Here is a 21,343-nt window from a genome sequence, read left to right as displayed (position 1 = left end):
TCCTCTCAGGCTACCTTGACCGACAGCGTGGCGATACCGTCGATACCGCACTTTACGTGGTCGCCCTTCTTCACGGCGCCGACGCCGGCTGGCGTACCGGTCATGATGACGTCACCCGGCGCGAGGATGAAGAGTTTCGAGAGTTCGGCGATGATTTCAGGCACCTTCCAGATCATCTGGTTGAGATCGCCATCCTGGACGCGCTTGCCGTTTAGTTCCAGCCAGATACGACCGGCCGAGGGATGCCCGAGTTGGGCCGCCGGGACGATCGGCGATACGGGTGCGGAATATTCGAAGGCCTTGGCGACCTCCCAGGGACGACCGAATTTCTTCGCCTCCGCCTGAAGATCGCGGCGCGTGAAGTCGATGCCGACGGCATAGCCGTAGATGCAATCAAGCGCCGTTTCAGCGGGAATATCCTGGCCGCCGGCCTTCAGCGCCAGAACGCATTCGACCTCGAAATGCACATCGCTTGAGAGCGGCGGGTAGGGGAAATCCTTGCCTTCAGCCACCAGGTTTTCGGCATTCTTCTGGAAAAAGAAGGGTGGCTCGCGGCTCGGGTCATGCCCCATCTCGATCGCATGGTCGGCATAGTTCCGCCCGACGCAGTAGACGCGACGGACGGGAAACGCGTCAGCGGTGCCTTCGACGGGAAGCAGGACTGGTTGCGGAAGAGGGATGACAGTCGCGGGAAGGGACATTGCAAGCTCTTGCTGTTTGTGAGTCCCGGCATCTTAGACGGAAAGGAAGCGGCGGGGAAAGTGCGGTTCGCCGATTAGTGGTTGCCTTGCATGCTGGCATTGCTGCCCTGCGCGCGGCAAACTGGCATTTCACCCATCTTTGCGCTATGAGCGCGGCATGACCACATCCAATTTCTACGCCGAGGCCCTGAAGTCAGCCCAGCCGATCTTCGCCGTTGCGCCGATGATCGACTGGACCGATCGCCATTGCCGCTATTTCCACCGGCAGATCAGCCGCAATGCGCTGCTCTACACGGAAATGGTCGTGGCCGATGCGATCATCCACGGGCCGCGCGAACGGCTGCTGTCCTTCGATGCAGCGGAGCATCCTGTGGCGCTGCAGCTCGGCGGATCGGATCCGGCAAAGCTTGCCGAGGCGGTCAGGATCGCCGCGCCCTACGGCTACGACGAGATCAACCTCAATGTCGGCTGTCCGTCGGACCGGGTACAGTCCGGTACTTTCGGCGCCTGCCTGATGCTGACGCCCGAGACCGTGGCAGCCTGCGTGGCAGCGATGAAGGCAGTGGCCGACGTACCTGTCACGGTGAAATGCCGGATCGGCGTCGACGAGCAGGATCCGGAGGCGGCGCTGCCCGGCCTTTTCGACCGGGTGCTCGATGCCGGTGCCGACGCCATCTGGATCCATGCGCGCAAGGCCTGGCTGAAGGGCCTGTCGCCGAAGGAGAACCGCGAGATCCCGCCGCTCGACTACGAGATCGTCTACCGCATGAAAGAGGCGCGGCCGGATGTCTTCATCGGCATCAATGGCGGCATCCAGACGCTCGACGAGGCAGCCGGGCATCTCGACCATATCGACGGCATCATGCTCGGGCGTGCAGCCTATCAGAACGCCGCCGTGCTCGCCGATGTCGACCACCGCTTCTATGGCGCGGCGGCGGAGGCGGCAGACTGGGGCGATATTCGCGATCGGATGATGGCCTATGCCGAGCGCCACATCGCCAATGGCGGGCGGCTGCAGCAGGTGGCGCGACATATGGTCGGGCTGTTCACGGGGCTGCCCGGCGCGCGGCGCTATCGGCAGATCCTTTCGACCGATGCCGTCAAGGCAGGAGCCGGGCCCGAGGTGGTTGCCGCCGCCTTTGCGGCGGTCGATTTCGAAGGTGCGCGGGAAGCGGTCGGCGCATAGCGCTGCCGCGCGACGGGGCGGGCGTGCCGGTGAAGCGTCTGCCTGTGGCGGTTCAGCCGAAACCCATCCTTGCTGAAAGGCATCCAAACCTCCCATGCTTTGCCCGCTTCACCGTGCTGAACGCGGATGCCTCACTGACGCAGTGGACGTCCTAACATTGCGACGAGTGTCGCACGGTTTCCGGGAGAGGGGACGTTTGCCATGAGGGACTGTTGCTCGAACCATCTTGGGCGAGCCAACCCTGCGATCGCCGCAACCGTGTCGCGCATCTCGATAGAGTTGATTCGTTCTCGAGCCGCATTGCCGCTCGCGCGTTTCGCGGGACAGCCGCACCATCGCGCAAACGAAAAACGGCGCCCCTTGCGGAGCGCCGTTCTCTTTCCTGCCGAGGCAGAAAATGAATTAGTTAGCCGAGATGTTGACGGCCTTCGGGCCCTTGCCCATGCGGTCCGGCTCGGTGTCGAAGGTAACCTGCTGGCCTTCGCGCAGCGACTGGATGCCGGAAGCCTGCAGCGCGGAGATGTGGACGAAAACGTCCTTCGCGCCGCCTTCTGGCGTGATGAAACCAAAACCCTTGTCCTGGTTGAAGAATTTTACGGTGCCCTTGGTGGCCATTGGGATAGTCCTTTTCCCTTAGTCTGTTTGGTATCCATCCCCCGCGAGAGGAAACGGACGGCTTTAGCTTTCGCGCTCCCTCATCAAAATTCAGCGCGCGAAGGGTCAGTCGAGTAGTTCACGAACGGGGAAAGAACGTCTACGTACGCGGGTGTCCCCCACGCCGCCTTCCTGCCGGAAAGCTTTACCACATCAGTCCAGTCACCGGCATGCAAATGCCCGAGAGCCGCATTTGGTGACAGCATTCGAAGCAAAAGGCAAGCGGCAATATTGTGGCACGCGATTCTGCGAAACGGGAATCGCCAAAGATTCAGACACTTGACGAATGGTAAGCATTCACGCCGGCTGCTGTCCCGTTTCCGGAAACTGTGCCGGAACGGCACCGTCGCGCCCGAGTTGGCAGCGCAGGCGCGAGGGCAATCGTTGCGCCGGCTATCCAAATTCGGAACTCCGAGCCTGCGACGGTCGATCGGCGAATCGAAAATGCCCTGCCATTCCGTTCGCCGGCCGTCCGAAGCCCCGCATTGTCGTGCGGCACCGTCGGCGCGCGCGGGTGCAGGCATTGCGCCCGAGATCATCGCCCGTAACGTGTTTTCCAGCTCCATGCGGCAGGCGCCTGGCCGGCCCTGATCCTGATCGCGTCGAGGCCGCCATGGGCGCGATAGCCGGGCGGCAGGGCGTGGCGGACGATCTCGGTCACCGCCTGGTGATGCTCGTCTACGCCACTCAGGTGGAATGGACTGATAACGACAGACGGCAAAACCGTGAGGACTGCGCCGCTCTCGGGATAATGGGTGAATTGAAGTAGACTAACTACCACGGGGTGGAGTTTCCGGAAGTTGAACGGACGGTCAGAAAAGGCCTACGAGGAAATAGGAATCAACGTCGTGCGCAAGCGGCATGTGATCGAAGGCGGAAGTAGGCGAAGACTGAATCTTCCGTTGATTGGATCATCCTCATCAAGCGACGGAAGTGCCGTGTCACGATTTTTGAACGAAGCTGTGACAACCGCGCGCCAAGATTGTTGTTGTTTGCTGCTTCACTCACCGCGCGGACGCGCGGTGAGTGGATCGCGGATCAAGTCCGGGATGGCGGGTAGGATGAGACGGCGGCGACGGATGACCTGCAGACATAAGGCGCTTACTGCCCCGGCCGCCCCGTCTTACCTTTCGTCCGCCCCTTACGCTTCACGTCGCCCGGATCCTCATAACTTCCGACGCCCGTCTTGCCGCGCACCAGCGGCCTGACGTCGTCGCGCTCGGACTGGCCTTCCAGCAGCGGTGAGAAGCGCTTCGTGCCCTTGGCGGCGTCGGGCTTGTCCGGCAGGTGGCCGGCGACCGGCTTTTCGGTGCGGCCGACGGTCATTTCGTCGAGGCTGTTTCGGCGGAAGAGGGTCTTGCCGGCGGGGTCGGCGACGTCGCGGCCCATATCGTCGAGATCGGGCTTGCGGAAGAGCGGCGTCTCGGTGTCGGTGCCCGGGCCCATGTCGTCGAGGCCGGGCTTGGCGAAGAGGGATCCGCCGCCGGCGGCCGGCTTGCCGCTCTTCTTGCCGCTGCCTTCCTGCGAGCGCGCTTCCTCGCGCGCCATAGGGTCGTCCATGACGGCGAGTTCTGCGGCCTTGAGGCGCTTGATCTCGTCGCGCAGGCGCGCGGCCTTTTCGAAGTCGAGGTCGGCGGCGGCGTCGCGCATCTGCTTTTCCAGCGCGTTGAGATGCGTCTGCAGGTTGCCGCCGACGAGGTTGCCGCCGTCTGCGAAACCCCTGCCCGAGACGCCCGAGATGTCGGCGCGGACGTGGTCGCGCTCGTAGACGCTATCGAGGATGTCGGAGATCTTCGCCTTGACGCTCTCTGGCGTGATGCCGTGTTCCGTGTTGTAGGCCACCTGCTTTTCGCGACGGCGGGCGGTCTCGTCCATGGCGCGCTGCATCGAGCCGGTGATGTTGTCGGCATAGAGGATGACCTTGCCGTCGACGTTACGCGCGGCGCGGCCGATCGTCTGGATCAGCGAGGTCTCGGAGCGCAGGAAGCCTTCCTTGTCGGCATCGAGGATGGCGACGAAGCCGCATTCGGGAATGTCGAGGCCTTCGCGCAGCAGGTTGATGCCGACGAGGACGTCGAAGGCGCCGAGGCGGAGATCGCGGATGATCTCGATGCGCTCAAGCGTGTCGATGTCGCTGTGCATGTACCGGACGCGGACGCCCTGTTCGTGCAGGTATTCGGTCAGGTCCTCGGCCATGCGCTTGGTCAGCACGGTGCAGAGGGTGCGGTAGCCCTTGGCGGCGGTCTCGCGGATCTCGCCGAGCACGTCGTCGACCTGGCTGCGGGCGGAGCGGACCTCGACCGGCGGGTCGATCAGGCCGGTCGGGCGGATGACCTGTTCGGCGAAGACACCGCCTGCCTGTTCCATCTCCCAGCCGCCGGGCGTGGCCGAGACGGCGACGGTGTCGGGGCGCATCGCGTCCCATTCCTCGAAGCGCAGCGGCCGATTGTCCATGCATGAGGGCAGGCGGAAGCCGTATTCGGCCAGGGTCGCCTTGCGGCGGAAGTCGCCTCGGTACATGCCGCCGATCTGCGGGATGGTGACGTGGCTTTCGTCGATGAAGACGATGGCGTTGTCGGGGACGTATTCGAACAGCGTCGGCGGCGGGTCGCCGGGGTCGCGGCCGGTCAGATAGCGCGAATAGTTCTCGATGCCCTGGCAGGAGCCTGTCGCTTCGAGCATTTCGATATCGTAGCGGGTGCGCTGTTCCAAGCGCTGGGCCTCCAGCAGGCGGCCGGCCTTTTCCAGTTCGACGAGGCGGCCCTTCAGCTCCTCCTTGATCGACTTGATGGCGGCGTTCAGCGTCGGGCGCGGGGTGACGTAGTGGCTGTTGGCGTAGATCTTCACCGATTTCAGGTCGCCTGTCTTGGCGCCGGTCAGCGGGTCGAACTCGGTGATGGCGTCGATCTCGTCGCCGAACATGCTTATGCGCCAGGCTGCATCTTCCAAGTGGGCCGGGAAGATTTCGATGGTGTCGCCGCGGACGCGGAAGGAGCCGCGCTGGAAATCCATGTCGCGGCGCTTGTATTGCTGGGCGACGAGGTCGGCGAGCAGCTGGCGCTGGTCAAGGCGGTCGCCGACGTTCGTCTGGAAGGTCATGGCGGTATAGGTCTCGACCGAGCCGATACCGTAGATGCAGGAAACGGAGGCGACGATGATGCAGTCGTCGCGTTCGAGCAGCGATCGCGTCGCCGAGTGGCGCATGCGGTCGATCTGCTCGTTGATCGAGGATTCCTTCTCGATATAGGTGTCGGAGCGCGGGACGTAGGCTTCCGGCTGGTAGTAGTCGTAGTAGGAGACGAAGTATTCGACCGCGTTGTCGGGGAAGAAGTTCTTGAACTCCGAATAGAGCTGGGCGGCGAGCGTCTTGTTCGGCGCCAGGATCAGGGCCGGGCGCTGGGTCTGCTCGATCACCTTGGCCATGGTGAAGGTCTTGCCGGAGCCGGTGACGCCGAGCAGCACCTGCGAGCGGTCGCCGTTCTCCAGGCCCTCGACGAGGTCCTTGATCGCGGTCGGCTGGTCACCGGCAGGCTGGTATTCACTGTCCATGCGGATCGAAATGCCGCCTTCGGACTTGTCCGGTCGGGCGGGGCGGTGCGGCGTCCAGATCTTGCCGTTCTTGTGCAGCGGGTTGCCGCTCTCGATCAGCGCCGACAGGGCCTCGACGGTGGCGGTGACCGCGGTGCCGGCCTGCAGCGAAGCGGCTTCCTCGAGCGTCGTGTCCATGCCCGCGACCGGGTTGAGGCCGGCGGCGGCGCGGGTCTTCGGGTCGGTCGAGCCGCCCATTGAGGTTCCCCTCGCGGATTTGGAGGCGGCTATTTCCACCTTCTTGCGATGCTTGCCGGCCTTCGAGGCGATCTGGCGTTGCGTCTCGACACTTGACGCCTCGGCATCGGCCTCCAGCTGCTTCACCCAGTCGGAGACGGAACCGGACAGGGGAGCACCTTCAAAGGACGACTGCGGGGTTTCCTCGAAGCCATTCGGGGCTGTGGATTTCTTCGGAGTTTTGGCCATCGGCGGAATATGGCGAGAGTCACCGCGAAAGTGAAGGGGCAAAGAGTACAAAAGGGAAACAAAAGAATCGTTCGGATTTGGCAAACAGTGGCGTCGGATTTTGTCGGGTGCGATTGTCGGCGTTGGCGTCGGGCGAACGTCCTTGGTGCCCAAGCTACGCAAGTTTTCATGGAGGAAAATGAGTATGCGGAAGATCATTACGGGTGCATTCGTCAGCCTCGACGGCATCATGCAGGCTCCGGGCGGTCCGGATGAGGATCCGATCGGCGGTTTCCGTTATGGGGGTTGGGCCGCGCCGTATTTCGACGAGGCGATGGGAGAGTCGGTCGGCGAGATGTTCGCCAATCCGTTCGATCTGCTGCTTGGCCGCAAGACCTATGACATCTTCGCCGCGCACTGGCCGTATGTCGCGGCCGACGATCCGATCGGTCCGCTGTTCGACCGGATCACCAAATACGTCGCCACCCGCAATCCGGAGTTCAAGACCAGCTGGCAGAACAGTCAGGTGCTCGGAGCCGACGTGGTCGGCGCGCTCAAGGCGTTGAAGGCAAGCGATGGACCTGACCTGCTGACGCAGGGGTCGACCGACTTCCTGCAGACGCTGTTCCGGAACGATCTCGTCGACGAGCTGTCTATCTCGTTCTTTCCCGTTGTGCTCAGCCGGGGCAAGAGGCTGTTCGGTGAAGGTGTCTTTCCCGGTAAGCTGAAGCTCGTCAGTTCGCGGGCTTCGGGCACTGGCGTCACGGTGAACAAGTATGTTCGCGACGGCGATATCGTGACAGGCTCGTTCGAATTCGAACAGCCGACCGCTGCCGAGCTGGAGCGCCGCAGGAATCTCACGTGAGAACGGCTCTCGATCTGCGGAGGATGCCATGAGCGATATTCCCGTTATCAAGATGCGGCCGAAGGGCGGGGCAGAGGAGCAGCGCATGCTGATCCCGAGCGAAAGCATGGTCGTCGATGCGTTGCGAGGCGCGCCGGCGGGAAAGTTGTCCGATCTGGCGGAGATGCGGCGTGCGCTCGCGGTGAAAGACGGTGCGGATGCCTGCTGCCCCGTGACGGTGCAGCAGCATCTGGTGCACATCAGCGAGGAGGGCAGCGCGCCCTTCTGGCGTGTCGTGGATCCCGACCGGCCCTTCGCCCGGCGCATGACCGGCGGGCCGGATCGCATTCGCGAAAAGCTTGCCGGCGAAGGCTGAGTTGCGGTCAAACTGTCGCAGGCGGGAACAAGGGCAGTAATGCTGACGTTAAACGAGGCTGCCTGTCACAGCTTCGACCTCGCCCATCCCCGGGCGATCCCTCTCTTCGACGGCATCCGGACATTGCCCGCCTCGCCGCCGCTTTCGGACGGAGGAACATGATGTCCGCATTGCAAAGCCTGCGCGCGCTCACACCGCAGCATCGCAACACCGTTATTGCCAGCTATCTCGGCTGGACACTCGACGCCTTCGATTTCTTCATACTGGTTTTCGTTCTCAAACACATTGCCGAGGAGTTTCATACCGACGTCGCGGCCGTGTCGGTCGCGATCTTCCTGACACTTGCCATGCGGCCGCTCGGTGCACTGCTGTTCGGGCTGGCGTCGGACAAATATGGCCGCCGCATCACGCTGATGGTCAATGTGGCGCTCTATTCGCTGTTCGAGTTTCTGACCGGTTTCTCGACCGGGCTGACCATGTTCATCATGCTCAGAGCGCTCTATGGTATCGCCATGGGCGGCGAGTGGGGCGTCGGCGCTTCGCTTGTCATGGAAACCGTGCCTGAGGATAGCCGCGGCATCGTCTCCGGCATCCTGCAGGCCGGTTACCCCTCCGGCTATCTGCTCGCCTCGATTGTCTTCTTTCTGCTGTTCCCGGTCATCGGCTGGCGCGGCATGTTCTTCGTCGGTGCGCTGCCGGCGTTGCTGGTGCTCTATATCAGGCGCAACGTCGAGGAGAGCCCGGCGTTTATCAAGCGCCAGAAGCAGGGGCGCCGACCGTTCCTTACGGTGCTGCGTGAAAATGTGCCGCTGTTCCTGTGGTCCGTGTTGCTGATGACGGCGTTCAACTTCTTCAGTCACGGTACGCAGGATCTCTATCCGACTTTCCTCGAGACCCAGCGCAACTACGACAGCTACACGACCGGCGCGATCGCCATCGTCTATAATATAGGGGCGATCTGCGGTGGCCTGTTCTTCGGCGCTCTGTCGCAGAGGATCGGGCGCAAGAAGGCGATCGTCATCGCCTCGCTGATTGCTGTGTCGGTGGCGCCGCTTTGGGTCTATGCGCCGGGACCGGTGCTGCTCGCGATCGGGGCATTCCTGATGCAGTTTTTCGTGCAGGGCGCCTGGGGCATCGTGCCGGTGCATCTCAACGAATTGTCGCCGGATGAGGTGCGCGGCACCTTCCCGGGCTTTGCCTATCAGCTCGGCAACCTGCTCGCGTCAGGCAACGCGACGCTGCAGGCCGGATTGGCCGAGCGTTGGGACGGCGACTATGCCTACGCGCTGCTGATGGTCGCGGCGATCGTTTCCATAGTCGTCGCTCTGCTCGCGGGCTTCGGTTACGAGAAGAAGGACGTGCGGTTCGGAACGGAGGAGGCCGAGGAGCCGCACGGCGTGCGCGCATGATCGGCCAAGCGAACCGCTGGAGGCGGGCGCGGTGTGGCCGCGCCCGCTTACCGTTCGAGTTCAGACGATCACGGGCATCAGGAAACGGACGAACTCGGATTCCTTGGTGTTTCCGTTCTTTTCGAGCAGCGGGAAGGTTTTCTCGCAAACCGTGTTGCTCTGGTTTCCACCAAGCAGTGTGATGGTCGTATTGGTCCAGGAGACCACGAAACCGACATGACCGTTGCCGGTTGCCCAACTCGGATCGGTGAAGGGCGCATAGCGACGAACCGCTATCGCGCCTGGTTTCGGTTCCTTGAGCACGAGGAACTGGTGCTTCTTGTTCCAGAAGAACGAACGGGCGCCGGGATGATCGGTACCCATGTGGCCGCTGCTGACTAGGCAGTAATTGACGAAGGCGGCGCACCAATCGACCTCGTCGCCGCCGACAACCTCGAACCACGGTGCGCAGACCTTGAAGTAGTTGAGGATGCGCGGATTCTCGCCGGGATCTGGCCACTGGCTGCGTTCATGCACCGGGAGGGCTGCTTCGCGGCGGGCAATGGTCATCCAGTCCTGCGTTGCCGATGCCGCTGAGGATGCCACGCCAATCGCCGCTCCCATCAGCGGTGCAGGCGGTGCGTTCGGTCTGATTGTGCCGGGCTTCCAGCCCTCAACCACCTGAATGAACTTCGCGATCTTTCGGAAATCGTCCATTTTCAGGTCGGCGAGAACCGCAGTCAGTGCAATGCCCGTCTTGTCGTGGATGAACTGAGCGTACTCAGCCGACTTGTTCTCCTCCGGTGGCGCGTAGCGGAAAATCGCCTGCTTGAGCGTTAGCTTGATATAGGTTGCCGTTCGCAGCAGCGCGATGATTGCCGCCTTTCCGGTATCCTCGTCAGGAAAGATTGCGAAGCTGCCGTCATTGCCGATGGCGCCACAATTGATCGAGAAGTCACCCTTGCGGATATTCCCCGCGTTGCAGTTGCGCCAGGAGCGAGATCCGCCTTCGCGGATTTCGTCGCGGCCACTCGCGTCGGTATAGAGGATCGTTTTCGGTGCGATCGCTCGCGCGTGGACGAACGGTCCATGCGCGCCGGCGGGCGGCGGGGCAGGGCTGTCCATGTTCGCCACGGGTGGCGTGCTGGGCAGGGTCTCGCTGAGACTAGCTCCGTCCGAGGAAGACTGCGCGAGATCGTAGGTGACCGAATAGGTGCCGCCGGCATCGACAATCGAGCCGATCTTCATTTTCGCCTGCGCCAGAGCGGCGAGCACTCCGGCCAAACTGGTTTTGCCTATATCTGTGATGGTGTCCATGGCGCGTCCCCTCCGGCAGACGACTGGTGAAGGCGATCCGGACTGGCGACGCGCGGCGAGTTAATTTGTTCCGCTGCAGCGTGTCGGACTGTCAATCTGCGGATGCCTTTCCCATTAGGCGCACAGCGTTTGAGGAATTCACACAAATCAACATCAACCACTGATTGTTGAATGAGCGATCCTTTGAGGTGTTGTCCTCGATTTCGGACGCGCGCGAGCGGCGGCAGGCCGGCATAGCCTCTTGCAGAGTGGAAATTTGGCGATACATGCTGCCGCCAGTTTCAATTCCGGGAATCACCCATGCCTTTCGCTCTCAGCCCAGCCGCCGTCTGGCCGGTCGTCATGCTTTTCGCGTCCAACATCTTCATGACCTTCGCATGGTACGGCCATCTGAAGCACAAGGGCGCGGCACTGTTCATCGCTATCGTCGTCAGCTGGGCGATCGCCTTTTTCGAATACTGCCTTGCCGTGCCGGCCAACCGCATCGGTTCGGCCGTCTATTCAACGGCGCAGCTGAAGACGATGCAGGAAGTGATCACGCTTCTCGTCTTCTCCGGTTTCTCTGTCTTCTGGCTCGGCGAGAACCTGACCTGGAACCACGCGATCGGCTTTGCCCTGATCGCGGTCGGTGCGTCCTTCATTTTCCGCGGCTAGGGCCAACCGTTGGCTACTGCGCTACGTGCCTAACGCTCCACGAAGGCGCGCAGGCGTTCGAGGGCGTCGTCCCAATGCCGGGAGACGCTGTCTAGATAGGCACGCATCTCGCCGATCCGATCGGGTTGGAAAGCGTAGTGGCTTTCCCGCCCGACTTTGGCGGAGCGAACGAGGCCGGCCTGTTCCAGCACGTGCAGATGCTTGGTCACCGCCTGCCGGGTGAGGACAGTGCCGACCGAAAGCCCTGCGATCGAGCGTTCGCGCCCGTCGCTGAGGGTTGTCAGCAGCGACAGGCGCGTCGGGTCTCCCAAGGCGGCGAACAGGATTGCCGCGTTCTCGTGGTGGAAATCGACGTTATCTATCGACGTATTCCTTGATGTTTTTCATCTGTTCGGCCCAGCCCCCGTCGTTCATACGGAATGCCTCCTCGCGGCGATGCGGCGGGACTTTGTCAAAACCCGATTCCGTGACCGTCAGGCGCGAACCCGACGACGTCGGCTCCAGACGAAACTCCACGAGCGTCGGCTCTTCCTTGGAATAGTCGACGTTGGGATCGATGCCGTAGGGATGCCATGTGAAGGAAAAAAGCTTGGGCTTCTCCATGCGTTTGACGGTGGCTTGCCAGCGAATGTGCTCATAGCCGGGATGGGTGATGTGGCCAGTGGAGTTCTGGCCGGGCACGAACGGTCCATCGAGTTGGACGCGGAACCATTCGCCGAATTCGCGATGATCGGTGATGGCCTTCCAGACGCGCTCGACCGGAGCGTTCAGTTCGATGATTTTCTCGATGCGATCAGACATATCGGCAACCTCCTGGTTGCCTTTTATCTCATGGTAGTCGTGAAATGGCAACCAAAAAGTTGCGTATTTATCCAAGGACGTCATAGATGCGGAAAATGAAGCTGACCTGATAGAGCAGATTGAGCCAGACGAAGGCGGCGTGGAAGCGGCGGTTGGCCGTCCATGCGGCGATGACGCAGAGGATGACATAGGCGATGTTGCGCGCCGGAAACTCCCAGCCGATGGACTGGATATGGTCCGCCCCCTTGATCGCGGTATCGATGATGTCGACGGCATAGGTGAGGGCGAGCGTGCCGAAGAACCAGCGCCGACGCGAATAGAAATACTCTTCGTAGCCGCCATACTCGTCCAGCGAGGCGGGAAAGAGCAGCGCGCAGAGCATGAAGAACAGGCAGCAGAACGAGACGAGAAACAGGTAGATGCCGAAATGCAGCACCGGCACGGCCTGCAGCCGATACTCCCACCACCAGATGTGGATGATGAAGAGGAACATCGATGCCGCCCAGCCGAGATGTACGGCATAGGGCTTGCCCTTTCCCGGATGCTGGATGATGCTGGCGATGCCCGTCAGCAGCCGCGCGAGGCTGAGCGAGATCACCATCCCCATCACCACCTTGATGTGGAGAAAGACCTCGGGCGAGCTGACCGATTCCATGGGCTACTCCGCTGGAACGGGCTTCGGCTTTCCGGTCTCGTCGAGCGCGACCATGATGAAGGTCGCCGCCGTCACTTGCTCCATGTTGTTGTAGCGGGCACGGGTTGCCCATGCCTCGACCGACAGCGTGATTGAGGTGCGGCCGACAGCTTCGATCGTGGTGAAGACCGAGAGTGTATCGCCGATCTTCACTGGCAGGGCGAACGCCATTTCCTTGACCGCGGCGGTTACGACGCGACCCTTTGCGCGCTCCGATGCCGTGATGCCAGACGCAAGGTCCATCTGTGCCATGACCCAACCGCCGAAAATATCGCCTGCCGGATTGGCGTCGGCGGGCATGGCCACGGTGCGAAGGGTCAGGGCGCCATTCGGCTTGGCGTCGGTCATGGAAGGCTCCTGTTCAAGAAAACGGACAACGATTCCGAGCGACCCTAGCGCAGAAGCCCTGGAAGCGAAACGCGCTGATGTCTGAAGGGTGAGGCATCCCTCTCCGAAACTCAGACTATAGTTCTATGAGATATTACCTAGCGTGCTTTGGAGCAATGTTGGGCGGTCAATGTAAATCAATGACTTGCGCGAAGATGCGAGACGTTTGAGAAAATCATCACCTTACGGCAAGTCAGTGAGATCTAATTAAAATTCACCATCCAGTAAGGCCTGCATAGCAGTATTTGACTATGATCAAATTCTGAACTGCTGGGGCTCAATGCGTAACGTCAAGATTTCCACCCGCCTCTATTCTCTTGTGGGGCTGGCGCTGACTATTCTGGTGCTCGCCATCACCTTCTTCCTCAACTATTCGCATGCCAAGCTGGAGAGCGAGCGCAAGCATGGTCTTGCGCAGATGGACGCGACGGCGACCGCCATCTTCGAGAAATACTACAAGCTGGAACAATCCGGCGCGATGACGCGAGAGCAGGCGCAAACTGCGGCGAAAGACGTGATCTCAGCCATGCGCTACGGCGGCAATGGCTACTTCTGGATCAATGACATGCATCCGACGATGATCATGCATCCGATCAAGCCGGAACTGAACGGAACGGATTTATCCCAGAACAAGGATCCGACAGGGAAATTCATCTTCGTCGAGTTCGCCAACACCGTGAAGAAGAGCGGCGAAGGCTTTGTCGACTACTACTGGCCGAAGCCGGGTGCGGCGGAGCCGGTGCTGAAATACTCGCATGTGGTCGGCTTCGAACCCTGGGGCTGGGTCGTCGGCACAGGCGTCTATGCCGACGATCTTGCGGCCCTTTATCGTCAGAATGCGATCTGGGCGGCCGGTGCCTGCCTCGTCGGCGCGATTGTCATCATCGCGGTTGCCTTTGGCATCGTGCGCAGCGTGACGTCGCCGATCGCTCGGCTCAAGGGCGCGATGAACGCCATTGCCGACGAGCGCGACGCGGTCGACATCGTCGACCACAACAGGCGTGACGAGATCGGCGCAATGGCGAAATCCCTGCTTGTGCTGCGGGATTCCGTCCGTGAGCGTGCAGTGATGCGGGACCGCGAGAGCCGGCATCAGTCGCAGATCGAGGAGGAGCGTCGGGGCAACGAGGCCAACTTACGCTCGGCGGCGGATCGCCAGAGCTTTGCCATTCAGTCGCTCGGTGCCGGCCTCGAGAAACTGGCGGCAGGCGACCTGACCGTGTCGATCGGCGATCTCGGCGACGACTATGCCAAGCTGCGATCCGACTTCAACTCCGCGGTTGGCGCGCTGAATGGGGTCATCCAGGCGATCGCGGAATCGACGCGTGTCGTCAACGACAGCGCCGGCAATATCAGCGGAGCGACAAACAATCTGTCGAAGCGCACCGAGCAGCAGGCGGCCGCCCTTGAAGAAACAGCGGCGGCTCTTGACGAGATTACTGCGACGGTGCGGACGGCGTCGGAACGCGCGGCGGAGGCTCGCGAGATGGTAGCGGAAACCAAGACCAGCGCCGGCAAGTCGGGTGAGATTGTCCGCAATGCGGTGACTGCGATGAACCGGATCGAGAATTCGTCCAACCGTATCGGTCAGATCATCGGCGTCATCGACGAGATTGCCTTCCAGACGAACCTGCTCGCACTCAACGCCGGTGTCGAGGCGGCGCGCGCAGGCGAGGCGGGACGCGGCTTCGCGGTGGTCGCGCAGGAAGTGCGTGAACTGGCGCAACGCTCGGCCAATGCCGCAAAGGAGATCAAGGTGCTGGTCAGCACCTCGGCAAGCGAGGTCGGCAACGGCGTCATGCTGGTGCGCTCCACCGGCGATGCCCTGCTCGAAATCGAAGAACTGGTCAATCGCGTCAACAACCATGTCGCCTCGATCGCCACAGCGGCTCGCGAGCAGGCGACGGGGCTCAACGAGATCAACACTTCGGTCAATCACATGGACCAGATGACGCAGCAGAATGCCGCGATGGTGGAAGAGACCACTGCTGCAAGCCAGACGCTGGCCGAGGAAAGCCGGCAGCTGAGCACATTGCTTGCCAACTTCAGACTCGCCAGCGGCGGAGGTCGGATGTCGCGCGCAGCCTGATTGCTCGGCTAACGAAAACCCCGAAAGTCTCTCGCGCAATGTTGCGGGAGACTTTTTCGTGCCGGCCACCTGTTCGTGCGTCCCTTGAATTTGCGCTTTCAGATAGTAAGGTGCAGGCGTCCCGCAGCGGAGGCCTGGAATGCTTCGATTCGCGCCTTGCGTGCCGATGAGTTTGTTCGGCCTCGTGTTTTGCATGTCGTCGACAGCGTTTTCACCGAGCAGGGCTGCTGACTTCGATGCTGAGCGCATGGAGCCTGAGAGGGAATGGGCGGTCATCGTCAGCCCATATGCCTGGGCTGCCTCGCTGAATGGCAGTGGATCGCTCGCCGGCTTCGACACGGATGTGGACGTTCCGTTCTCCGAGATTTTCGATCACCTCGATTTCGTCCTGATGGGAAATGTCGAGGTTACGAACGGAAAATGGGGCGTCTATTTCGATGGGCAGCACGTTCAGACAAGTCAGGACGAACAGGCTTTCGCGCACGAGATCGGGCTTGATATCAAGACCACGACGCTCTCTGCAGGCGCATTCTTCAAGGCCTACGAGGTCGACCTGGGTGGCCAGACAGTCTTTGGAAACCTCGGACGATCTCCTTCGAGCCGACTGCTGGTGTCCGTTGGACGGAATTGAAGGCGGACGTTTCTGCTTTCGGCACCAGCACAACGAAAAGCGCGGACTGGACCGATCCGTTCATCGGTCTTCGAATGAATGCGGACATCACCGACCGCTGGAACCTGTTTGCCGAGGCTGACATCGGTGGTTTCGATGTCGGATCCAAGGTCAGCGTCAATGCGCAGGCCTACCTCGGCTACAGAATGGAGATGTTCGGCAAACCAACGATCCTCAGGGCCGGCTATCGCTTGCTGTATCAGGACTACGAAAACGACGATTTCACCGGTGCCAACAAGTTTCGCTGGGATGTCAGCCAACACGGACCGGTCGTCGGCTTCTCGATGCGCTTCTAGTTCAGTTCAAACAACGAATGGAGTAGCGGATGATCTTCGGCACCAACCCTCTGGCTCGTTCACTTGTGGCGCTCGCCGTCGGATCGATGTTGGTCCTTGGGCAGACAGCGGCTGAGGCATGCACGCGCCTGGTCTATCTCGGTCCGGATGGACACATCATCACTGCCCGGTCGATGGACTGGAAGAGCGATGTCGCCACGAACCTTTGGGTGCTGCCGCGTGGCATTGACCGCAGTGGTGAGGCTGGTCCGAACTCCATAAAGTGGACGGCGAAATACGGCAGCGTGGTTGCCACCGGATACGACGTATCCACGACCGATGGGGTCAACGAGGCAGGTCTCAATGTCAATCTGCTGTGGCTCGTCGAGTCCGAGTATCCAAAGTTCGACAAGGACAGCAAGCCGGGCCTGACGATCGCGGCGTGGGGGCAATATGTGCTCGACAACTTTGCGTCCGTGGACGAGGCGGTGGCAGCGCTTGAAAAGGAGCCCTTCACTGTTGTCAGCGACAACGTGCCGGGCGAGAACCGCCTGACGACGCTTCACCTTTCGATGTCCGACAAGACTGGTGACAGTGCGATCGTGGAGTACATCAAGGGCAGGCAGGTCATCCACCATGACCGAAAATATCAGGTGATGACGAATTCGCCGAGCTTCGACGAGCAACTCGCCCTGAATTCCTATTGGAAGCAGATCGGTGGGACGGTCATGCTGCCGGGTACAAATCGCGCCTCCGACCGGTTCGCACGCGCGTCGTTCTATGTGAATGCGATTCCAAGGGATGAAGATCCGAACAGGGCCTTGGCGAGTGTCTTCAGTGTCATTCGAAACGCCTCCGTGCCTTACGGCTTGAACACGCCGGAAGAGCCGAACATCTCCTCGACACGCTGGCGGACGGTCGTAGATCACAAGCGCATGCTCTACTTCTTCGAGTCCGCGCTGACGCCCAATACGTTTTGGGTCGACCTCAAGGCAATCGACTTCTCCAAGGAGAGCGGTAAGGTGAAGAAGCTCGATCTGGGCGAGAACCAGGACCACACCTATTCCGGAGACGCGACGAAGGACTTCAAGGAGTCCGCGCCGTTCAAGTTCCTCGGTCTTTAGATGTGGGGAGACTGGGCACGCCGGTCGTTGCCGGCGTCAGAAGCATGAGAGGGACCGCATGAACCGTTTGTTGCTGCGCCTGTTCGTGTCGTTCTCGACGCCGGGGCTGGCCCTTGGCTTCATTTTCTTCGCCGCGTCACTGACGCCAAGTCTCATGCCACGCTCCTATTTCATTCAAGGCGCTCTGTCTGGCATTGCTGCCGCGGTCGGGTATCTCATCGGGGTAAGTTTCACTTGGCTCTGGAAGTACTTGCAGCTGCCGGTTCCCGGCGACCGCAGACTGCCCGGCAACCTGATCTTTTGTGGACTCGGCCTCGTGCTGGCCACGGTTTTACTTTGGCGGGCTGCCGACTGGCAGAATTCGATCCGCGACCTATGGCATATGGAACGAGTCGATACGGCCGACCCCTTCAAGGTTGCGTCCATCGCCATCCTTGTCTTTTTCGCGGCCTTTCTGGTTGGGCGGCTGTTCCGACTTACCTGTCTGTCCTTTTCGGAATGGCTGTCGCGTTTCGTACCGCCTCGGGTCTCGCAGGTGGTTGGCGGCGCGCTGGCCATCGTGCTCTTCTGGTCCGTCGTGAATGGCGTGCTGCTGCGCTCGGCTCTCCATATGGCAGACACATCCTTCCAGAAATTGGATGCACTGCTGGAAGACGACGTCCCCGTACCCGCCGAACCCGCGAAAACAGGAAGCGCCGCCTCGCTTGTCAGTTGGGAGGGACTTGGTCGCCAGGGCCGTCATTTCATCTCGTCGGGGCCGACAGCCGGCGATATCGGCGATTTCTGGAAGGTGCCAGCGCGGGAGCCGATACGAACCTATGTCGGCCTGAACAACGCAGAGACGATTGAGCAGCGCGCAAAGCTTGCGCTGGATGAAATGAAGCGCCAGGGCGCGTTCGAACGCTCGCTGCTCGTGATCATCGTCCCGACCGGCACCGGTTGGATCGACCCGGAGGCAATGGATACGCTCGAATATCTGCAGCATGGGGACGTGGCGAGCGTGGGTCTCCAGTATTCCTATCTGACCAGCTGGCTTTCGTTGCTCGTCGAGCCGGAATACGGATCGGCTTCCGCCAGGGCGCTGTTTCGCGAAGTCTATGGTTACTGGACGACGCTGCCGCGAGACAAGAGGCCCAAGCTTTACCTGCACGGCCTCAGCCTTGGAGCGCTGAATTCCCAGATCTCCGCCGATATCTTCGATATCGTGGCGGATCCGTTCCAGGGTGCTCTGTGGAGCGGCCCGCCGTTCGAAAGCAGGATGTGGCGAGACGTGACGGCGGCGCGCAATCCGCAATCGCCCGCGTGGTTGCCGCAGTTCCGCGACGGATCGCTCATTCGGTTTACCAACCAGACGGACCATCTTGATATACCGGGTGCACAGTGGGGGCCCATTCGTCTCGTCTACCTGCAATATGCCAGCGATGCCGTGACGTTTTTCGATCCCCATTCTTTCTATCGGGAGCCGGCTTGGATGCGGCAGCCGCGGGGGCCTGATGTTTCGCCGAGCCTGCGTTGGTTTCCAGCGCTGACGATGCTGCAATTGCTCGTCGACATGGCAACCGCGACGACGTCCCCGATGGGGTACGGCCATGTCTATGCTCCGCAACACTACATTGATGGTTGGATCGCCGTGACGGACGCGAAGATCGACGCGGAGCAGGTCGACGCCTTGAAGCGGTTGTTCCAGGAGCACCCAGCGCAGACCGGCGAGGGCGACTAGTTATCCACAGATCGCGCCTCAAATCGGGAAACGCTGTGCGTTAACCATGTTCATTAGGTTTTCATTTAGCGTCTCGTATCAGTTTGCGCCGCAGTGGCTGGGAAACCACAGCATTGAGGCTCGAAACAATGACCTACAGCGGCTTGCTTTTTACTGCCATCGTGGCGGGTCTGATCACAATTCTGGCAGTCGGCAGTCGTCCTGCCAGCGAAGCCGCGTCCAACTGGCCGCAGATGCAGGTGATGAAGACAGACCGGATCGTTACAGGCAGCGTTCCAGCCCGATAGATGAGGGCGCGTCGCATTTGCCCTGCGCAAGCGGCGACAGGTGCATCAAATCGACACTTCCGGCGCGTCTCAGAGAGATGCCACGCCTGACGTTCAGGCATTGTTAGCCATCCCAGGGGCAATGCCTTTGTCCAGGCAGGCGGATGACCTAAGTCGACATCATGGGAGAGAAATCATCATCCGAGTCGCGGCCGTGCCTGATCGATCTGGTGATCGTCGGACTGGTCGCGGGACTTCTGGCCTGCCTGCTGCGCGGCGGCAGCATCGGTCCGATCGCGCCGGTGGGCTTGGGAACGGCCCTGTCCTGGTATTTTCTGGGCTTCCCGATCATCAGGACAAGAAATCGCTCGCGTTAAATTGGTAGTCCGAAGCAAGAGCACGTTAAGAGTCGAGGGCTTAAGCGGGTAGGGTTCTTTAAGGCAATTTACCCATGTGTAGTTCCGATCAACGTTACGATGTCATCTGCGACCCGCTCGATTCATGGATCGTGTGGGACAACGAGACTGAAGAGCCTGCTTCTTTTGGCGGGCAGATATTGCACGGCTTGACCGAAGGCCATGCCATCGAAGTCGCCAAGATCATGAACGAGCTCTACGGCAGCGACAAACGCGATGCGCCGATGGCGTTTCGCAGCCTTGGCGCTTGAAGTCCTGAAGGCTGTCGACAGGTGCGCTTGGCCATCGGGCTGGCCCCGTCATAGAGTTCAGGTTACTCTCCGCCATCGCGGGCTTTGACGGCGCGGCGTGGAGGGCGGATATCATGGGCACGAAGGAATTATTCTCAATCGCTGCCGGTCATGCCGCCCGCTTTCGCGAGAAGAACGACCGCCGTCCCCATCACCCCTTTCATGACTATTTCGCCTCGGTAGATGCCTTTGCCGGTCCGCTGCCCGAACAGCCATCGCCCATGGTCGACGTGCTCGAGCAATTGGTGACGGCAGCGGAGCCCGGATTGCATCTGACGACCGGAGCGCGCTTCTTCGGCTGGGTCATCGGCGGCTCTCATCCGATGGGGGTTGCTGCTGATTTCCTGACGAGCGCATGGGGACAGAATGCCGGCAACCATATGGTGTCGCCTTCGGCTGCTGCGGTTGAAGCAGTGGCTGCGGCCTGGCTGCTTGAACTGCTCGGGCTCCCGGCAAGCAGCTCTGTCGGCTTTGTCACCGGCGCGACCCTGGCAAATTTCACCTGCCTTGCGGCTGCTCGGGGCGAGGTGCTGTTGCGCGCCGGCTGGGATGCAGATGCCAATGGACTGTTTGGAGCGCCGCCCATTACCGTGCTGATCGGCGATGACGCGCATACGACCGTGTTTTCGGCCCTGCAGTTTCTCGGACTTGGCCACGATCGCGTGGTGCGCATTGCGACGGATGATCAGGGGCGCATCAAGCCCGCAGCGTTCGAGCGTGCGGTAGCGGACATCTCCGGACCCTGCATAGCCATCCTCCAGGCTGGCCAGATCAATACCGGTGGCTGCGACGATTTCGGCCGCCTGGTTCCACTTGCCAAATCGAAGGGTGCATGGGTGCATGTCGACGGTGCATTTGGCCTGTGGGCGCAGGCTTCAGCTCGGCGATGCGATTTGACGGCTGATGTAGAGCAGGCGGACAGTTGGGCCACCGACGGGCACAAGTGGCTTCAGACGCCGTATGATTGCGGCTATGCGATCGTGCGCGACGAACTGGCGCATCGGCGCGCGATGACCATCGCGGCGAGCTATTTGCCGCTTGCCAGCGAGGGCGAGCGCAATTCCTCGGACTATGTCCCGGAACTATCGCGACGCGCACGCGGTTTTGCCACATGGGCGATGATCAAACACCTGGGGAGCAGTGGTGTCGGCGCTCTGGTTGATCAAGCATGTGACGCTGCAAAGGCCGTCGCTTCGGCTCTTGGTGAGGAACCGGGCATCGTTATTGGCAATGATGTCGTTCTCAACCAGGTTATCGTGCGCTTCGGAGCGGACCTGCCTCCTGAGCAGGGCGATGAGCTGACGAAACGGACGATCGGGGCCTTGCAGCGCGAGGGCGTCCTGTTTGCCAGCGGAGCGGCATGGCGCGGCAGGCACGTCATGCGGCTTTCGGTTTCCAACTATCAGACGGATGCCGACCAGGCGGAGAGGGCGATTGACGCAATCTTGCGAGCCTATCGACGAGAGCGCCGCGACGCCATAGTGACCGAGCGGTGACC

At 61.2% G+C, this 21,343-nt stretch carries 21 protein-coding genes and 1 pseudogene; 13 read left to right on the top strand and 9 right to left on the bottom strand.

The genetic code is table 11. The features are described 5' to 3' along the window. Nucleotides 1-5: 5 nt before the first annotated feature. Nucleotides 6-701, bottom strand: a complete 696-nt coding sequence (locus tag RGCCGE502_RS11120) for a fumarylacetoacetate hydrolase family protein (RefSeq protein WP_016554259.1) — start codon at nt 699-701, stop codon at nt 6-8. Between the two features lie 157 nt (nt 702-858). Between RGCCGE502_RS11120 and dusA the strand changes: the two genes are divergently transcribed. After that, nucleotides 859-1,887, top strand: coding sequence for a tRNA dihydrouridine(20/20a) synthase DusA (dusA, locus tag RGCCGE502_RS11115; protein WP_016554258.1), 1,029 nt, complete (start codon nt 859-861; stop codon nt 1,885-1,887). 402 nt (nt 1,888-2,289) lie between these two features. Here dusA and RGCCGE502_RS11110 read toward each other — a convergent pair whose 3' ends face one another. From RGCCGE502_RS11110 to uvrB, 3 genes are all read right to left on the bottom strand, one after another. Further along, nucleotides 2,290-2,502 (bottom strand): cold-shock protein, encoded by a 213-nt coding sequence (locus tag RGCCGE502_RS11110; RefSeq protein WP_007533154.1) that lies wholly within the window; start codon nt 2,500-2,502, stop codon nt 2,290-2,292. A gap of 574 nt (nt 2,503-3,076) precedes the next feature. Then, nucleotides 3,077-3,322 (bottom strand): hypothetical protein, encoded by a 246-nt coding sequence (locus RGCCGE502_RS36550; RefSeq protein WP_141652317.1) that lies wholly within the window; start codon nt 3,320-3,322, stop codon nt 3,077-3,079. Between the two features lie 320 nt (nt 3,323-3,642). Then, nucleotides 3,643-6,555: an excinuclease ABC subunit UvrB gene (gene uvrB / locus RGCCGE502_RS11105; protein WP_016554257.1), complete on the bottom strand. Its 2,913-nt coding sequence runs from the start codon at nt 6,553-6,555 to the stop codon at nt 3,643-3,645. A 184-nt stretch (nt 6,556-6,739) separates the two neighbouring features. Between uvrB and RGCCGE502_RS11100 the strand changes: the two genes are divergently transcribed. The 3 genes from RGCCGE502_RS11100 to RGCCGE502_RS11090 all read left to right on the top strand — a co-directional run bounded on the left by RGCCGE502_RS11100 (nt 6,740) and on the right by RGCCGE502_RS11090 (nt 9,163). After that, the gene (locus RGCCGE502_RS11100; protein WP_016554256.1) at nt 6,740-7,399 is read left to right on the top strand and encodes a dihydrofolate reductase family protein; all 660 of its coding nucleotides are present in this window, start codon (nt 6,740-6,742) and stop codon (nt 7,397-7,399) included. Nucleotides 7,400-7,427: 28 nt separating this feature from the next. Continuing rightward, the gene (locus tag RGCCGE502_RS11095) at nt 7,428-7,754 is read left to right on the top strand and encodes a hypothetical protein (RefSeq protein WP_016554255.1); all 327 of its coding nucleotides are present in this window, start codon (nt 7,428-7,430) and stop codon (nt 7,752-7,754) included. Nucleotides 7,755-7,915: 161 nt separating this feature from the next. Further along, complete coding sequence (locus RGCCGE502_RS11090; protein ID WP_016554254.1) at nt 7,916-9,163, top strand: MFS transporter; 1,248 nt, start codon at nt 7,916-7,918, stop codon at nt 9,161-9,163. Nucleotides 9,164-9,223: 60 nt separating this feature from the next. Here RGCCGE502_RS11090 and RGCCGE502_RS11085 read toward each other — a convergent pair whose 3' ends face one another. Further along, complete coding sequence (locus tag RGCCGE502_RS11085; RefSeq protein WP_016554253.1) at nt 9,224-10,459, bottom strand: TIGR02594 family protein; 1,236 nt, start codon at nt 10,457-10,459, stop codon at nt 9,224-9,226. Nucleotides 10,460-10,759: 300 nt separating this feature from the next. Here RGCCGE502_RS11085 and RGCCGE502_RS11075 point away from each other — a divergent pair, with 300 nt between their 5' ends. Next, nucleotides 10,760-11,113, top strand: coding sequence for a DMT family protein (locus RGCCGE502_RS11075; RefSeq protein ID WP_016554252.1), 354 nt, complete (start codon nt 10,760-10,762; stop codon nt 11,111-11,113). A 29-nt stretch (nt 11,114-11,142) separates the two neighbouring features. Here RGCCGE502_RS11075 and RGCCGE502_RS11070 read toward each other — a convergent pair whose 3' ends face one another. The 4 genes from RGCCGE502_RS11070 to RGCCGE502_RS11055 all read right to left on the bottom strand — a co-directional run bounded on the left by RGCCGE502_RS11070 (nt 11,143) and on the right by RGCCGE502_RS11055 (nt 12,956). Continuing rightward, the gene (locus tag RGCCGE502_RS11070) at nt 11,143-11,475 is read right to left on the bottom strand and encodes an ArsR/SmtB family transcription factor (protein WP_280114296.1); all 333 of its coding nucleotides are present in this window, start codon (nt 11,473-11,475) and stop codon (nt 11,143-11,145) included. Continuing rightward, entirely contained in the window at nt 11,468-11,914 is a 447-nt protein-coding gene (locus RGCCGE502_RS11065; RefSeq protein WP_016554250.1) for an SRPBCC family protein, read from the bottom strand. The genes RGCCGE502_RS11070 and RGCCGE502_RS11065 overlap by 8 nt, the downstream gene beginning before the upstream one ends. Nucleotides 11,915-11,981: 67 nt before the next feature. After that, complete coding sequence (locus tag RGCCGE502_RS11060) at nt 11,982-12,569, bottom strand: hypothetical protein (protein ID WP_016554249.1); 588 nt, start codon at nt 12,567-12,569, stop codon at nt 11,982-11,984. Between the two features lie 3 nt (nt 12,570-12,572). Beyond that, a complete protein-coding gene (locus RGCCGE502_RS11055; protein WP_016554248.1) occupies nt 12,573-12,956 on the bottom strand; it encodes an acyl-CoA thioesterase in 384 nt (127 codons plus the stop codon). Between the two features lie 319 nt (nt 12,957-13,275). On the opposite strand from RGCCGE502_RS11055, the gene RGCCGE502_RS11050 reads away from it, so the two are divergent. The 8 genes and pseudogenes from RGCCGE502_RS11050 to RGCCGE502_RS11020 all read left to right on the top strand — a co-directional run bounded on the left by RGCCGE502_RS11050 (nt 13,276) and on the right by RGCCGE502_RS11020 (nt 21,341). Further along, entirely contained in the window at nt 13,276-15,084 is a 1,809-nt protein-coding gene (locus RGCCGE502_RS11050; RefSeq protein ID WP_016554247.1) for a methyl-accepting chemotaxis protein, read from the top strand. A gap of 166 nt (nt 15,085-15,250) precedes the next feature. Continuing rightward, nucleotides 15,251-16,050 (top strand): annotated as a pseudogene (locus tag RGCCGE502_RS39180) (hypothetical protein). 86 nt (nt 16,051-16,136) lie between these two features. Continuing rightward, nucleotides 16,137-17,153: a linear amide C-N hydrolase gene (locus RGCCGE502_RS11040; protein ID WP_439332338.1), complete on the top strand. Its 1,017-nt coding sequence runs from the start codon at nt 16,137-16,139 to the stop codon at nt 17,151-17,153. Between the two features lie 58 nt (nt 17,154-17,211). Further along, nucleotides 17,212-18,873 (top strand): alpha/beta hydrolase, encoded by a 1,662-nt coding sequence (locus RGCCGE502_RS11035; RefSeq protein ID WP_016554245.1) that lies wholly within the window; start codon nt 17,212-17,214, stop codon nt 18,871-18,873. Between the two features lie 128 nt (nt 18,874-19,001). Continuing rightward, the gene (locus RGCCGE502_RS37220) at nt 19,002-19,160 is read left to right on the top strand and encodes a hypothetical protein (RefSeq protein ID WP_019279870.1); all 159 of its coding nucleotides are present in this window, start codon (nt 19,002-19,004) and stop codon (nt 19,158-19,160) included. A gap of 161 nt (nt 19,161-19,321) precedes the next feature. Beyond that, nucleotides 19,322-19,516, top strand: coding sequence for a hypothetical protein (locus RGCCGE502_RS11030; protein WP_016554244.1), 195 nt, complete (start codon nt 19,322-19,324; stop codon nt 19,514-19,516). A gap of 74 nt (nt 19,517-19,590) precedes the next feature. Next, the gene (locus tag RGCCGE502_RS11025) at nt 19,591-19,806 is read left to right on the top strand and encodes a hypothetical protein (RefSeq protein ID WP_016554243.1); all 216 of its coding nucleotides are present in this window, start codon (nt 19,591-19,593) and stop codon (nt 19,804-19,806) included. Nucleotides 19,807-19,919: 113 nt separating this feature from the next. Further along, nucleotides 19,920-21,341 (top strand): pyridoxal phosphate-dependent decarboxylase family protein, encoded by a 1,422-nt coding sequence (locus RGCCGE502_RS11020; protein WP_016554242.1) that lies wholly within the window; start codon nt 19,920-19,922, stop codon nt 21,339-21,341. The last annotated feature ends 2 nt before the right edge of the window (nt 21,342-21,343 follow it).

Source organism: Rhizobium grahamii CCGE 502, assembly GCF_000298315.2.
GTDB lineage: Bacteria > Pseudomonadota > Alphaproteobacteria > Rhizobiales > Rhizobiaceae > Rhizobium > Rhizobium grahamii.
Note: the sequence above shows the minus strand (reverse complement) of the source record. Positions and strands in the feature narration are given on the sequence as shown.

Bases quoted from the DNA above. Each gene is read 5' to 3' on its own strand.
- RGCCGE502_RS11120 (WP_016554259.1), bottom strand. From the start codon at position 701: ATGTCCCTTCCCGCGACTGTCATCCCTCTTCCGCAACCAGTCCTGCTT.
- dusA (WP_016554258.1), top strand. From the start codon at position 859: ATGACCACATCCAATTTCTACGCCGAGGCCCTGAAGTCAGCCCAGCCG.
- RGCCGE502_RS11110 (WP_007533154.1), bottom strand. From the start codon at position 2,502: ATGGCCACCAAGGGCACCGTAAAATTCTTCAACCAGGACAAGGGTTTT.
- uvrB (WP_016554257.1), bottom strand. From the start codon at position 6,555: ATGGCCAAAACTCCGAAGAAATCCACAGCCCCGAATGGCTTCGAGGAA.
- RGCCGE502_RS11100 (WP_016554256.1), top strand. From the start codon at position 6,740: ATGCGGAAGATCATTACGGGTGCATTCGTCAGCCTCGACGGCATCATG.
- RGCCGE502_RS11095 (WP_016554255.1), top strand. From the start codon at position 7,428: ATGAGCGATATTCCCGTTATCAAGATGCGGCCGAAGGGCGGGGCAGAG.
- RGCCGE502_RS11090 (WP_016554254.1), top strand. From the start codon at position 7,916: ATGTCCGCATTGCAAAGCCTGCGCGCGCTCACACCGCAGCATCGCAAC.
- RGCCGE502_RS11085 (WP_016554253.1), bottom strand. From the start codon at position 10,459: ATGGACACCATCACAGATATAGGCAAAACCAGTTTGGCCGGAGTGCTC.
- RGCCGE502_RS11075 (WP_016554252.1), top strand. From the start codon at position 10,760: ATGCCTTTCGCTCTCAGCCCAGCCGCCGTCTGGCCGGTCGTCATGCTT.
- RGCCGE502_RS11065 (WP_016554250.1), bottom strand. From the start codon at position 11,914: ATGTCTGATCGCATCGAGAAAATCATCGAACTGAACGCTCCGGTCGAG.
- RGCCGE502_RS11060 (WP_016554249.1), bottom strand. From the start codon at position 12,569: ATGGAATCGGTCAGCTCGCCCGAGGTCTTTCTCCACATCAAGGTGGTG.
- RGCCGE502_RS11055 (WP_016554248.1), bottom strand. From the start codon at position 12,956: ATGACCGACGCCAAGCCGAATGGCGCCCTGACCCTTCGCACCGTGGCC.
- RGCCGE502_RS11050 (WP_016554247.1), top strand. From the start codon at position 13,276: ATGCGTAACGTCAAGATTTCCACCCGCCTCTATTCTCTTGTGGGGCTG.
- RGCCGE502_RS11040 (WP_439332338.1), top strand. From the start codon at position 16,137: ATGTTGGTCCTTGGGCAGACAGCGGCTGAGGCATGCACGCGCCTGGTC.
- RGCCGE502_RS11035 (WP_016554245.1), top strand. From the start codon at position 17,212: ATGAACCGTTTGTTGCTGCGCCTGTTCGTGTCGTTCTCGACGCCGGGG.
- RGCCGE502_RS37220 (WP_019279870.1), top strand. From the start codon at position 19,002: ATGACCTACAGCGGCTTGCTTTTTACTGCCATCGTGGCGGGTCTGATC.
- RGCCGE502_RS11030 (WP_016554244.1), top strand. From the start codon at position 19,322: ATGGGAGAGAAATCATCATCCGAGTCGCGGCCGTGCCTGATCGATCTG.
- RGCCGE502_RS11025 (WP_016554243.1), top strand. From the start codon at position 19,591: ATGTGTAGTTCCGATCAACGTTACGATGTCATCTGCGACCCGCTCGAT.
- RGCCGE502_RS11020 (WP_016554242.1), top strand. From the start codon at position 19,920: ATGGGCACGAAGGAATTATTCTCAATCGCTGCCGGTCATGCCGCCCGC.